Origin of the sequence: Pelagibius sp. (assembly GCF_965249265.1) — a bacterium.
GTDB lineage: Bacteria > Pseudomonadota > Alphaproteobacteria > Kiloniellales > Kiloniellaceae > Pelagibius.
Window position 1 is genome coordinate 1,893,322 of record NZ_OZ252224.1, and the last position, 12,652, is coordinate 1,905,973.

The window sequence follows — 12,652 nt, forward strand, 5'->3', positions numbered from 1 at the left end:
CTTATCGGCAATTCGCTGAAGCAGTGACACCATTCGGCCCAACGCCAGAAAAACCGCCGACAGCATGATTAGGCTGGCGGCCACCATCAAAGCGTCACCCAAAGGGAGGACGCGGGGGAAAACCGCGACAACGGCGATGCTGGCCCCAACCCAGCAAAGCCCGGCGATGAAATATAGAAACACAGTCATCTCGCTAACCCCCTTCAGATTCAGCCGCTGACAGTAACTAACAAGGTCATTCAATGGAAGATCTGGCGACTCTGGGCCTGGAGGTCGATTCTCGTCCGGTCGACAATGCGTCCAAGGATTTGGACCGCCTAAGTGCGGCCGCAGAGAAGGCTGAGCGCGCCACGACCGGCGGTCTTGGCAAGATTGGGCACGAGGGCGGTCAGTCCATGGATCGCCTGGAGCGTGCAAGCCGGAAGGCTGCGGATGCCCTGGGCGGCCTAGAAGCTCGCGGTCGCGCCGCCGCCGGCCGTTTGGGGGTGCTGGGCGATGTTCTGGCTACGCTTGGTCCGGCTGGGCTAGCCGTAGCCGCCACAATTGGGGTCATAACTGCCGGGTTGATCCGTCTCGGCAAGTCGATCATCGACAACGCTCGTGTTCTGGAGTCCTTGCGGGCGCAACTCCAGACCGTGACTGGGTCGGCGGACTTAGCGGCGGTGGCTTTCGACCGCATCCTGGAGTTCGCCAAGAGGACTCCGTTTGAAGTCACCAACATCGTCACAGCCTTCAATCGCCTGAAGGCTGCTGGCATTGACCCGACCACCGAGCGCCTTCAGGTCTTTGGCGATACGGCGGCCGCCTTCGGTCGCGACATCACAGATTTTTCAGAAGCCGTCATCGGCGCCGTTACGGGCGAGACAGAGCGGCTGAAGCAGTTCGGCATTATTACTCGAATTGAGGGTGATCGCGTGCGGTTCACCTTCCGCGGACTAACTCGCGAGGTGACGCGCGACGCTGCCGAGATTGTCGCCGCCTTGGAGGACATCGGGCGCCAGAACTTTGCCGGCGGTATGGCCCGCCAATCCGAAACCCTGGTCGGTGTTACGTCGAATCTTGACGATGCATGGTCTGCCCTTCGAGACACCATAGATCAGGCGGTAGGTGTTTCCGAAAAGTACAAAGACGCCCTCAAGCTTCTGACCGAGGAGTTGAACAAGAACGAAGAGGCCGTGAAGCGGCTAGACGGTTCAACTATTGAGGGTCTTGAGTATCGCCGTTTTGAAATCATCTCGGACCTGAGTGCGTTGGCCGCGCAAGCGGCGGCGAGACGCGCTGAGATCGAAACGCTCAGCCCGGTCGCTCGCAGCCTCGGGTTTGGCCCATCAATGGTGGAAGAGGACCTGGACGCGCTGAATCGTGAGGAGAAGGCCGCCAAGGAACTGCGCGACCGTCTGGTCGAGGTGAATGCCGAGATAAGCAAGAAGCACAGGATACAGGCCCAAACCACGCTTCTTGAAGCCGAGCAACAGCGCATTCAGGCAGCGGCTCTGGAGGCCGCGAAAGCTGAGGAAGAAGCCGCCAAGCGCGCCGAGGAAGCCCGCAAGGAAGCAGAGAAGGCCGCGGCGACGGCTGCCCGTGTCCGCAAGCAGGCATTGGGCGACATCGCATCCCTTGAGGCGGAGAATGCGGCTGCGGGCCTGGATGGACTCGATGCGCTGGCTCATGCGCGAGACGTGGAACTTGCCGAGCAAAAAAAGCGGCTGGACAAAGGGATCATCCTGGCTGAGGAATTCGCTCGCGCCCGCTTGGCTATCGAAGGCCGGTATCACAAGGAAGTGGCCGTCCTTGATGAGCGGGCCGCCGAAGAACTGCGCCGGCAGCAGGAGCGCGAAGCGGATCGGATCGCCAAGGACCGCCAGCGCGAGGCCGAACGGGCTACCGAAAAGCGACTGCGCGATGCGGAGAGAGAGGCGGAGCGGCAGGCCGAGATAATGCAGCAGCCCTTCCTGAACGCGATCGACGGGATACAGGATTCCTTCGTCGATTTCTTCGAGGATGTGCTCAACGGCGGGGTTAATAGCTTCAGGGACCTGGCCGACTCAGCAAAGCAGATTATGATTCGCCTGGCGGCCGAGGTCGCGGCGTTGCTGGTGTTCCGGCCCGTGGTCGGCGGTGTTCTCGGCTCGGCGGGCTTGGGTGGTCTGGCGGGGCAGCTCGGCGCGTCGGCATCCTCTCTGCCAGGTGGGGGCGGTGGCTTTGGGTTCGGCGTTCCGTCCATCCCCGGACTCGACAGCTTGTTCGGCGCGTCCGGCAGCCTGACGACGGCGCTGAACAGCTTCGGCGCCAGTCTCGGCTTTGCGGCGCCGGGCGGCACGGCGGCCAGCCTGGGGGTCGCTGCCGTGCCGGGTGGTGTCGGCAACGCCGCCTCGACGGGCGGACTCTTCGGCTCGACCACCTTTAGCAGCTTCCTCGGCGGTGCCGGGCTCGGCTTTGGGGCCGGCTCGCTGTTGAACAGCCTGGTCGGCGGCAATCCTGTCGGGGGCACCATCGGCTCGGCCGCCGGCGGGCTGGCTGGGGCCGCGATCGGCTCCGCCATTCTTCCGGGCATCGGCACGGTCCTGGGCGGCCTCCTCGGCGGTTCCGGGGGCGGTCTGTTCGGCGGTCTCTTCGGCGGCGACGGGCGCACGGTTGGGCCGAATGCGGTTGCCAGTCTCGGCGTTTCAAACGGTGCGCTCGTTTTCGGCACCGCCAACGCCGACAACGGCGGCAACCGTGCCGAGGCGGAGCGGTTCGCCCGCGACGTGGCGAGCACCTACAACGCCATCGTGGAATCGTTGGGGGCAGAAATCCTCAACGCCGGCGTCAACCAGGTCGGCACTTTCGGCGGGCAGTTCCGGGTCGGCCGGGCCTACAACGAAGGGCGTCTCGACCGCGCGCTCGGCACCGACTACCGCAGCGCGGTTGAACAGTCGGTTCTGTTCGGCTTCGGTCGTGCCGATTTGAGCGGCATCGATCCCGCCTTGGAAGAGGCGGTGAACCGCGCGGGTCAGATCAGCAAAGATCTCGACGAGTTCATGGCGAACATATCGCTGGCAAAAGCGATTCTCGGTGACGATCTGTTCGACGTTGAGGAGATTACCCAGGCCGAACAGGCGATAAAGCGTCTCAACGCAACGTTCGAAGACGCTGCTTCGCGTGCCGAAGCGCTGGGACTGGATGTCGCGAAGGTCGAGGATCTGCACGCCAAGGCGCTGCAGGACATGACGGATGGCTTCGACGAGGCGACCCAGTTGGCGATTCTCGGTTTCACCGATCCGATGCAGGCGGCCTTGGATGACCTGGCGAAGACCCAGGAAGAACGCCTGAAGGAGGCGGAGGCTCTCGGCGCCGACTTGGTCGCGCTGGAGAAGCTGAGCGCGCTGGAGCGGGCGCGGGTGATCGAGCAGAGCAACAACGGCCTGTCGGATTTCCTGAACGAGATCACCTTCGGCGGCCTGTCGGGCGCGGCGCCGGGCAATGCGCTCTCCGGCGCCCGTGGCGCCTTCGAGGCGGCGGTCGCCCAGGGCGCATCGGCGCAGCGAATCATCTCCCTGGGCCGGGAGTTCATCGGGGCGTCGCGGAGCTTCAACGCCAGTTCCACCGACTTCTTTGAAGACCTGGCGCGGGTGCAAGCCGTGGTGCAGAGCCGGATCGGCGGGACCGGCGGCGCCAACGACAACGCGGCGGCGGCCATTGCTGCCGCTTCCGACCGCCAGGCCTTGGATGCGGCCAGGATCATCGACGAACTGCGCAAAAGCGAAGAAGGGCAGGCAGCGTTGATCACGGCGTTGGAGGACATTCTGGCCGAACTGAAAAAGCAGGCAGCGTGAGGTAACCATGGGCTACGCGGACGATTCCCAGGCGCTCGACGCCAAGCTGAACGACCTGAAGAACAACACCACCCGGCTTGTTCTCTGCGCGGGCGAGCCGGCTGACTTCTCTGAAGCCCAAACGAACTTCGGCGTGGGTTCGGGCAAACGTTTGGGCGAGGTAACCGTCTCCGCCGCAGACTTCACCGGGCCGAGCGCAGGCGATATCGACGGCCGCAAGCTGGTTGCGAATGCGCAGGCCGCTGTGCCAATCACCATCACAGGCACGGCCGATCACGCCGCCTGGGTCGACACGAGTAACTCGCGGCTGAAGCATGTCCGGCCCTTGGCGGCGCCGATCGCGGTTTCGGCCGGCCAAGTCGGGACCATCGAAGCGCAGACCATCACAGACCGGCAGTCGGCAGCGCCGGCATGATCGTCTTCAAGGATCCCTTCGTCACCCTGTCGCCAGGTGCGGCGAATGCCTGGGTTACGATCGACCTGTCGAGCGAGGTCTCGGCCGCGGCGACCGGCGTCGCGATCCGGGTGCGCAATCTTGTCGACGGCGACCGCGATTGGGGTCTGCGCAAGCCCGGGGCGGCGGTCGCCTTTGTCGACGAGCTTGACGCCAACGCGGCGACCTTCGACTTCTGCGGCCTCAGTCCCGCGAAGGAAATCGAAGTCTGGGTCGGGGATACGATCAACATCGTCCTGGACCTGGTCGCCTACTTCGAAACGGAGGCGACGTTTCCGGATGAGATCCAAGGCGTCGGACTGGGCACCCGCGACACATACGAGACCGTTAGCATCGCGGGCTTCACCGGCTCCGAGACGGCGACAGCTGCTTTTCTGTTTTCGCGTCCGCGAGCGACCGATGTCTATGCCCGAAAGGCCGGGTCGAGTGACACGCTCCAAAGACAGAAAGACAACCTGCATGCCTACCTGGTGGGGCTTGACGGCAGCCAGCAATTCGAGTTCTACCGTGGAAGCAGTAGCGAGTCCCTCTACCTGCGCGGTTGGCTGACCGGCGGTGTGAACTTTCCAGACAACGCGACGGAGGTCACACCGGCCGCCGACGCGATCTGGACCGAAGTGACCTTGCCCGAAGGATCGCGCGCTGGGATCTTTTGGGTTCTCGATGGTGCGCAGCCGGGTCAATGGGGCATCCGGAAGAAGGGCAGTAGCGAGGCCGCGGTTTTCCGCCCGTCGCAGAGCGTGAGCCTGGCTCTGGCAGAGGCGGATGCCGAGCGCAAGATCGAAGTCTTTGCGAGCCTCGGCAGCACCGCGGGCAGACCGCAGATCTTTCTGATCGGCACGGTCCAGGGTTCTGTGGCCCTGGTTGCGGCGGGGGCAGAGAGCCTGACGGAAGCCGCGCCGGCCGTCTTCTCCATCAACAACGACTTCACGGCACTGCCGGCGGGGGCGGAGAGCGTCACAGAAGCCGTGCCGCCGGCGATCCGCGTTGCAGCGCCGCGCTGGCAGCGCGAAGCCGAAGTCATGGCGATCCTGTTTTCGGCCTATGACGAGGCCCTGGCCGCGACCATCGAGGGGCCGCCCTGGCCGGTTGGCCTGGAGCAACTGCCCGGCGAGGGTCTCTCCTTCATGGTGCTGGGCGGTGAGCGGCAGTTCTGCGTTGCCGATACGGACTATTCCTCCGGTCCCGACGATACGCCGGCGAACAAGGTCTTCGAGGTCAGGATCGAGAAGCGCCGCGGTTATGAGTTCTCCGTTCGCGCTTTCCGCGGCAGCCGGCCTGACGGCCGCGCCAGTGAGAGCAGCGGCAGCATCCGCCTGGCCAACGGCGACGGCGGCCTCGACTCCATCGCCCGGCTCGGCCTGACCGGGCGCACGCTGGAAGTCTTCACGGGCTATCGCGGCGATCCCTTCAGCCGCTTCGAAAGGATCTTTGTCGGTACGATCGGTGACGTTTCCTGGACGGAAGAGCGCCTGACCCTGGAGTTGCGCGACCGTCAGACGATCCTCAATCGCCCGGTACAGACGCGCTTCTATGCCGGCACCGGGGATGAACAGGGCACGGCTGAGCTGGCCGGCAAGCCAATGCCGATCGTGCTCGGCGAGAAGCGCAACGTCGAGCCGGCTCTGAACGATCCGCCGAATCTGATCTATCACGTTCATGATGGCGAAGCCGACGCGGTTCTTGAGACGCGCGACCGTGGCGCAGCTTTGACGGATAGCGGCCAGGCGCCAGCGAGCTATGCGGAGCTGAAGGCGTTGACACAGGGAGCCGGACAGGACATAGAGCCCGGCGAGTATGCGGTCTTGTACACCCCTGACGGGACCTGGCTGAAGCTGGGCGCTTCGCCGGACGGCCGCATTACCTGCGATATCCGCGGAGACGTGGCGGCTGGCAGCTTTGCGTCGACCCACGGCGCCATCGTGCGGCGCCTGGTCGAGACGCGCGCCGGGGTGGCGCCGATTGAGCTGGACGAGGCGGCCTTCGAGGCCCTGGATCTGGATCAGCCCGGCGTCGCCGGCTGGTGGTCGGGTCCCGAGGTGAAGGACTTAGCCCAGGCGCTGACCGAAATCATGGCCTCTGCCGGGGGCTGGTGGGCCTTCACGCCGTTGGGACTCTTGACGGTCGGTGTGCTCAAAGCCCCGGAAAACCCGGTCCTGGTGCTGGATCACAGCAACCTCAGCAAGCGCCGGCGGCCGGAGCGGCAGGGTCCGCAACCGACCTGGCGGTGGCGTGTCGGCTATCAGGCGCTGGGGGTGGTTCAAGATCCTGATGGGCTGGCCAGCAGCCTCACTGCGGAGGATCGTAAGTACTATTCGACCGCGGCGCGTTTCGCCGATCCGGCGGCAGCGACGGCGGAGTCGGTTCTGACCAAGCACCGCTTGGCGGAGGATGCCGAGACCGTGGGGCTCTGGGCGGAGGAAGACGACGCCGGCAAGGAAGCGGGACGGCGCCAGACGCTGCACGGCGCGCTGCGGGATATCTACGAATGTCCGGCCGAGGGGCTCGGGCGCCGCCTCTGGCTCGGCGACAGCGTGACCCTGAAACCGACGCAGCAAACGAACGCAGTTCGCTACGATCTGCCGAAGGACTTCGTTGTGATCGGTATTGAAGAAGGCGCCCGCTTCCGCAATCCGCGCCTGACGCTCTGGGGCTAGAGAGATGGGGAACTGTCTTCTCGCTTCACCGGCACTCTCCGATTCCGGCAGCGTTGCCGGCGGCGGCACGGTGGCCGCGGCCATGGGCTTCGGCAATCTGCTCACGATGCAGCCTTCGCAGCGCTGCCGCTGGACATCGCTGACCGGCATGTTCGCGACGCTTGATCTGGGTGCGGCCGCTGAGATCGATACGCTCTATTTCGGATCACACAACGGCAGCAACGCCGCGACGGTGCAGGTGCGTGCCGCGGCGAGCGAAGCCAATCTGACGGCGGCGCCGGGCTTCGATACGACATACGATCTCAACGTGGTCGACATTGTTGAGGACTGGCCGCACCTCAATTCACTGCGCTATCTGGCTACGGCCGAAAGCTGGCGGTGGTGGCGTTTCGACTTTGTCGACGCGGCCAATCCCGCGGGCCATTTCGATCTCGGTCGGCTCGCGCTCGCAAAGGCGTTCCGGCCCAGCGTGAACTTCGACTTCGGCAGTACCGCCGGATGGGTCGATAACAGCACGGTCGCGGAAACGTTGGGCGCCAACTTGATCCCGACTGAGGGCGGCCGGCGTCGCGTCTGGGAGCTGCTGTTCAACACACTGCCGGAATCGGAAGCCTGGGGCGATCTCTTCGAGTTCGACCGGCTGCGCGGGCTGTCGCGGGACCTGGTGTTCGCCATGGACCCGGAGGAAACGAGCCGGCTGCATCAAAGACTCTTTACCTGCCTGGTGCGCTCGCTGTCGCCGATCTCGCCGAACTACCCCGGCGCTGACGGGCAGGGCAATTGGGTGAAACGCTACCGGATTGAGGAGTTGGTCTGATATGGCCATTGCACCGGAGAACGTGCTTGAACTGACCGCGACCACCGGCGCCGGGACTTACAGCCTCGCCGGGCCGCCGGACGCCAACTGGCGGTCCTTCGTCAGCGGGGCGGGCGCCGATGCCCAGGTCTACTACGTCGCGCGCAACAGCGACGGCAAGAAGGAGTTCGGCATCGGCACGGTCGCGAGCGGCACGCCGGACACGCTGACCCGCGACACCATCATCGAATCGAGCAGCGCCGGCGCCGCGGTGAACTGGCAGCCGGCGGACGGGCAGGTCTACGTTCACAGCGCTGTATCCGGCCAGGCTGTCGAGAAACTGCTGTTCGGCTATGCCGACTTCTGGGCGGATGGCGGCGCCGCCGACGCCTATGACATCACGCCGTCGCCGAAGGTTACCGAGCTGGTCGCCGGTATGACCTTCAAGACCCGCATCGCCAACGCCAATCTGACGACAACGCCGACTCTGACAGTGAACGGTCTGGCGGCCCGGACGATCGTCTTGCCGGGCGGGGCGGCAGTGCCGGCCGGGCGCTTGCCGGCCGCGGCGATCTGCACCTTTGTCTACGACGCCACGGGCGACCGCTTTCAGCTTGTTTCCATGACTCAGGGGCTTGGGACAGCGGAGGGCGATGTCCCGGTGCTGCAGGCCGGGGGTCTTCTCGATCCGGCGCGCGTGCCGCTCCTCGCTGCAGCAACGGAGCTAACGATCGACGCCGGAAGCATCACGCCGACGGCCAACTATCACAGCGTCGACACGGAAGCGGATGGCGGCAATCCGGACGGCGTGGCGGCCGATGAAGTTACCACGATTTCCACGATCGGGCTGTACGAGGGCGCTGTGCTGACTCTTCGAGCGGAGGACGCCGCGCGCGTGGTGACCGTGAAGGACGGCATCGGCAACGTTGCCTTGTCAGAGGGCGATTTCGTGCTCGATGACTTGTCTAAGCGATTGGTGCTGCAGCGCCGCGCGGCCGGCTGGGACGAAGTTTCTCGTTCTTTCGACGCGAAGATCACGGACTGGGTCGAGTACACGCCAACCTTCACCGGGTTTGGCGTTGCGTCGGGTGTCTCAATCTGGTCGCGCCGGGTAGGCGACACGCTGGAGATCCGAGGCAAATTCACACTTGGCGTTCCCACGGCAGTCGAAGCGCGGATGACGCTGGGCTTTAGCGGCACCGATGCCAACGTGACGTCGGACACGAGCAAGGTGCCGTCAATTCAAGCGGCGGGACCGTGGTGGTCAACGGCGCCTGTTGCATTGTCCGGACACGCCCTCATCGAGAGCAACGTGGGCTACATCACCTTCGGATACATGGCCGCCGGGGTGCAGGGACTGGCAAAACTGAATGCTTCGACCGTTGGGTCAACAGGTCAGACCCTGTCGCTCAACGCATCCATTCCAATCTCAGGCTGGTAAAGCGAGGAACTAGAATCATGGCAATCGTTAAGCGATTTCACAACGACATCGATACCGTCGTGCCGACACAACCGCCGGCCTCCGCGCTGCCTGCTGGCTTCGTGATCCCGCCGGGTGTCTACAGTTTCGGCGGCGCAAACTACGACTGCACGAGCGAGGGGCTATACCGTTTCTGGGACCCGCTCGGGCAGACGCAGCAGCGACTCGTTTATCATAGCGACGTGGATGCCCTGATGTCGGGGCTGGCCTGGGTCGTGGTCAACGGCAGAGCGGATGAATCCCTGTCGGTTTTAGCCATGACGAACAAGGCGGTTACGTCGAAGCTGTCGATGTTGTGCGGCAGGACGGTGGAATGGGCCAAGGCGATCTGCGACTCCCTGGGGGTCGAGGCGCGGATCTGCAATGCCTTAACGGGCGCAGCGCCAACCAACTATTACGACGGTCACGTCATGATCGAGGCCAAGCTCGGCGGCGTCTGGAAGCTGTATGATCTCAGCAACAATTTCACTTATGGGGGCCTGCCGCTGAAGGACGCGCTGCCACTGCTGCCGGCAATACCCGATGTGGCGATCGCCGCCGACGGCTACGCGGTCGAGGGCTGGGCGCCGGGTAGCTTCGACGTGACCATGTGGCAGGAGACGACCATGCGAACGCCAGGGCAAAGCCGGTCCGAGCGTGAGCGGGTATTGCAGATGCCCGGTATCCTGCACAGCGACGGGCTGACATACTTCTATCTGCCCGCAGGCATGGAGTCGCGGCAGAGCTGGGTTCTCGCTCTCAGCAGTGCGTATCGCGTGGTCTCTAAGACGGCGTGGGAGGGGATGTTTTATCCCTGACAACCCGGAACGTCATGCCGGCAGGCGCGTCTAAGAATCCGACCTCGCGCAACTCTGGCCAGTGCGCAATCCAGCCCCGCACCTCCTCAGCAGTATGCCGGTGCGCAAATTCCGGGTAGTACCAATCAAAGTTGATGTGAGCGTTTTCTTCCAGCGACCACTCGTCGCGCCAGTAGCATTTCAACATGGTGTAATAGATGAGCCGTTGCACGTCATGCTCGCCGGCTTCAATCCCCAGCGTCGGCACAGCCGGAACCGTCACTTTGGCATCGATGTCGCTGAGCGCCTTGCCGAAGAGCGACAGTCGCTCCATCTCTGCCCAGGCCTCGGCAGGTGCCATGGTCCGCAGGGTTCGGCGCAGGTAGTCGTCCGCAAACTCGCGGATCGGCGCCTTCTGCTTGTAGATGTAGAATGCAAAGCTACCGCCCGGGGCCATCAGCCGGACCATCGAATCGAATGCCTCGCGCGTACTCCGTGTGTGGTGCAGAACGCCGATTGACATGATGTGGTCGAAGGACCCGAGCTTGAAAGGTGGGCTCAACAAATCGGCCTGCACGAGCCGCAGGTTGTCCAGGCCTTGGCCGTTGCGGGCGGCGGCCTCCACCGCGTCGGTGATGTCCATTCCGACCACCAACGCTTCGGGGTTAAGGGCGGCGGCGCGAACCGACACTCGGCCGTTGCCACAACCGGCATCGAGGATGGTTCCGGCGTCGGCCAAATCCTCCGCAAAGTCTGCTTCTGAAGCATGGCCTAGCGTGTCCATCGTCCACCGGACCATCGCCGCTGAGGTGTTGTTGTCCAAGCCGAAGGTCGGCGAGCGTTGCCACTTGTAGGCGAAAGCCTCAGCGGGACTCGAAGCGGCTGGTTCGACAAAGCGGAGTAACTCGCCCGTCGGCTTAGACCGGGGAACTTGCCGCAGGATGGCGTTCAGACGACTGTCAAACTGGTTCATAGGCACTGATTCGTTTAACGGCATGGTGGATTTTGCGGAATCCGTTGCCGCTGTCAATGGCTGTTTGCCCGTCGGGGTTGTGCGGCGGTTGGACGTAGCCGCGAACCCAGGCGCCGCGCAGAGGGTTTTCACTGCCGGCGGAATAGGAGAACCCATGCGCCCTTTTTGACCGCCGCCCTCGGGGCGGCTCTTTTGTGTCTGCCGTCGCCGGCCTTCGGCGAAGCGTCGCTTCACCTGGCCCAGGGCCCGCAGTGCGCGCCGCGGGAGGCGCTGCTGAAGGCCCTGGCGAAGAAATACAAGGAAGCGCCGGTCAACATGGGCGTCACCTCGACCGGATCGCTGATCGAGATCCTGGCCAGCCCATCCGGCTCCTGGACCATCCTGGTCACCGTGCCCGGCCGCCCGACCTGCATGGTGTCGTCGGGCCAGGGTTGGCGTTCATTACGGCGCTCAACACGAAAAGATCCGGAGGCGTAAACATGGATCGCAGTGAAGTGAAGGAGATCGCCCACGAGGCGGCGAAAGAAGCCGTCAGAGAGACGCTGGAGGCGCTGGGCATCGACACGCAGAACCCAGCGGAGGAAAGGGCCGATAGGGTGTTTCTGCGCGGCCAGCGCGTCGCCTCGGCGAAAGTCGCAATGGCAGTCCGCATCGTCTTCATCACTACAGCCTGCTCTGGCCTGGCCTGGGTGATTTGGGAAGGCTTTAGGCTGGCCGTGAGGGTGAAGGGCTCATGACCAAACACCTCTTCGCAACGGCGCCGGAGGATATCCCCGACAGCGCCGGGATCATGTACGCGAAGTTCCCAGACCTTGCGATGGCCGAAGCGCCGGAGGTTTTGGAATGGTCGGATCATTGGGATGCGCTGGTTAACCGGCAGTTCCGGGATCTCAAATTCGGCGCCGAAGACGATCCGGAGGATGCAGGCTGGCAGTTCGATCCTGCGCCGGATCACGAATGGGCGTCGCCTGAGCCGATCTTTGACCATGGCCGGCGTTTCCTCCGGGGCAACTGCAACGACTTCGCGCCCTTCCTGATGCTGCGTCTTATGGCGGCCGGCATCCCTCGCGGTGCCCTGCGCTTGGTGGTTTGCCGCTTCGGCGAACAGGGCCATATGGTGCTGGCGGTCGAAACGACAGCCGGGACTCTGATCTGTTGCAACGTCGCCGGCTGCTGGGCCTTGGGTGAAACAGCCTTGCAGCATCACGATTGGATCGCCTGGGAGGGCCATAACGGGGCCTGGGAGAGCCTGCAGCCCGTTGGCCTGGCCGATCTGCTGCCGGCGCCTGCCTTCTCGCCGGAAGACCTCGATATTCTCGCCAGGACGATTTACGGCGAAGCACGCGGCGAAGCCTGGGAAGGCAAGATTGCCGTGGGCCACGTCATCCGAAACCGGGCGGAGAAGAGGGGCACGAGCCCGGCCCGCGAAGCGCAGCGACCCTGGCAGTTCTCATGCTGGAATGAGAACGATCCGAACCGCGCGAAGCTGCTTGCGGTGACGAAAGTGAGCGCTGCCTTCCGGGACTGCTGGGCGGCCGCCGAAGCGGTTTTGACGGGCGCGGAGCCAGATCCGACCGGCGGGGCGCGGCACTACCACACGCCTGCCGTCTCGCCCTTCTGGTCGCGTGGCAAAGAGCCCTGCGCGGTGATCGGCGGCCACCTCTTCTTTAACGATATCGACTGAACAGCCGGGCGGTGCAT

Annotated in this window: 10 protein-coding genes; 9 read left to right on the forward strand and 1 reads right to left on the reverse strand. The window is 64.2% G+C overall.

All coding sequences use genetic code 11. From position 1 onward, the window contains the following. Positions 1 to 242: 242 nt before the first annotated feature. The 6 genes from ACP146_RS08975 to ACP146_RS09000 are packed head-to-tail and all read left to right on the forward strand — an operon-like array spanning position 243 to position 9,999. Complete coding sequence (locus ACP146_RS08975; RefSeq protein ID WP_422366415.1) at positions 243 to 3,815, forward strand: hypothetical protein; 3,573 nt, start codon at positions 243 to 245, stop codon at positions 3,813 to 3,815. A 7-nt stretch (positions 3,816 to 3,822) separates the two neighbouring features. Further along, a complete protein-coding gene (locus tag ACP146_RS08980) occupies positions 3,823 to 4,230 on the forward strand; it encodes a hypothetical protein (protein ID WP_422366416.1) in 408 nt (135 codons plus the stop codon). Then, positions 4,227 to 6,926 carry a hypothetical protein gene (locus ACP146_RS08985; protein WP_422366417.1) on the forward strand — a complete coding sequence of 900 codons (2,700 nt, stop codon included), beginning with the start codon at positions 4,227 to 4,229 and terminating at the stop codon, positions 6,924 to 6,926. The genes ACP146_RS08980 and ACP146_RS08985 overlap by 4 nt, the downstream gene beginning before the upstream one ends. Positions 6,927 to 6,930: 4 nt before the next feature. After that, positions 6,931 to 7,743: a hypothetical protein gene (locus ACP146_RS08990; RefSeq protein WP_422366418.1), complete on the forward strand. Its 813-nt coding sequence runs from the start codon at positions 6,931 to 6,933 to the stop codon at positions 7,741 to 7,743. 1 nt (position 7,744) lies between these two features. Next, a complete protein-coding gene (locus ACP146_RS08995) occupies positions 7,745 to 9,163 on the forward strand; it encodes a hypothetical protein (RefSeq protein ID WP_422366419.1) in 1,419 nt (472 codons plus the stop codon). A 17-nt stretch (positions 9,164 to 9,180) separates the two neighbouring features. Next, positions 9,181 to 9,999 (forward strand): hypothetical protein, encoded by an 819-nt coding sequence (locus ACP146_RS09000; RefSeq protein ID WP_422366420.1) that lies wholly within the window; start codon positions 9,181 to 9,183, stop codon positions 9,997 to 9,999. Here the strand turns inward: ACP146_RS09000 and ACP146_RS09005 are convergent. Beyond that, on the reverse strand, positions 9,965 to 10,951 hold the full coding sequence (locus ACP146_RS09005) for a class I SAM-dependent methyltransferase (protein WP_422366421.1): 987 nt from the start codon (positions 10,949 to 10,951) through the stop codon (positions 9,965 to 9,967). The two genes, ACP146_RS09000 and ACP146_RS09005, sit on opposite strands and share 35 nt — an antisense overlap. 165 nt (positions 10,952 to 11,116) lie before the next feature. Here ACP146_RS09005 and ACP146_RS09010 point away from each other — a divergent pair, with 165 nt between their 5' ends. Genes ACP146_RS09010 through ACP146_RS09020 form a run of 3 tightly spaced genes read left to right on the forward strand, consistent with a single transcriptional unit; the run spans position 11,117 to position 12,635 of the window. Then, the gene (locus ACP146_RS09010) at positions 11,117 to 11,428 is read left to right on the forward strand and encodes a hypothetical protein (RefSeq protein WP_422366422.1); all 312 of its coding nucleotides are present in this window, start codon (positions 11,117 to 11,119) and stop codon (positions 11,426 to 11,428) included. A gap of 2 nt (positions 11,429 to 11,430) precedes the next feature. Further along, complete coding sequence (locus ACP146_RS09015) at positions 11,431 to 11,688, forward strand: hypothetical protein (protein ID WP_422366423.1); 258 nt, start codon at positions 11,431 to 11,433, stop codon at positions 11,686 to 11,688. After that, positions 11,685 to 12,635 (forward strand): cell wall hydrolase, encoded by a 951-nt coding sequence (locus ACP146_RS09020; protein WP_422366424.1) that lies wholly within the window; start codon positions 11,685 to 11,687, stop codon positions 12,633 to 12,635. Before ACP146_RS09015 ends, ACP146_RS09020 begins: the two co-directional genes overlap by 4 nt. Positions 12,636 to 12,652 lie beyond the last annotated feature (17 nt).

What these genes read in the sequence shown, in the direction of transcription:
- ACP146_RS08975 (WP_422366415.1), top strand. Translation starts at nt 243, where the DNA reads ATGGAAGATCTGGCGACTCTGGGCCTGGAGGTCGATTCTCGTCCGGTC.
- ACP146_RS08980 (WP_422366416.1), top strand. Translation starts at nt 3,823, where the DNA reads ATGGGCTACGCGGACGATTCCCAGGCGCTCGACGCCAAGCTGAACGAC.
- ACP146_RS08995 (WP_422366419.1), top strand. Translation starts at nt 7,745, where the DNA reads ATGGCCATTGCACCGGAGAACGTGCTTGAACTGACCGCGACCACCGGC.
- ACP146_RS09020 (WP_422366424.1), top strand. Translation starts at nt 11,685, where the DNA reads ATGACCAAACACCTCTTCGCAACGGCGCCGGAGGATATCCCCGACAGC.
- ACP146_RS08985 (WP_422366417.1), top strand. Translation starts at nt 4,227, where the DNA reads ATGATCGTCTTCAAGGATCCCTTCGTCACCCTGTCGCCAGGTGCGGCG.
- ACP146_RS08990 (WP_422366418.1), top strand. Translation starts at nt 6,931, where the DNA reads ATGGGGAACTGTCTTCTCGCTTCACCGGCACTCTCCGATTCCGGCAGC.
- ACP146_RS09015 (WP_422366423.1), top strand. Translation starts at nt 11,431, where the DNA reads ATGGATCGCAGTGAAGTGAAGGAGATCGCCCACGAGGCGGCGAAAGAA.
- ACP146_RS09000 (WP_422366420.1), top strand. Translation starts at nt 9,181, where the DNA reads ATGGCAATCGTTAAGCGATTTCACAACGACATCGATACCGTCGTGCCG.
- ACP146_RS09005 (WP_422366421.1), bottom strand. Translation starts at nt 10,951, where the DNA reads ATGAACCAGTTTGACAGTCGTCTGAACGCCATCCTGCGGCAAGTTCCC.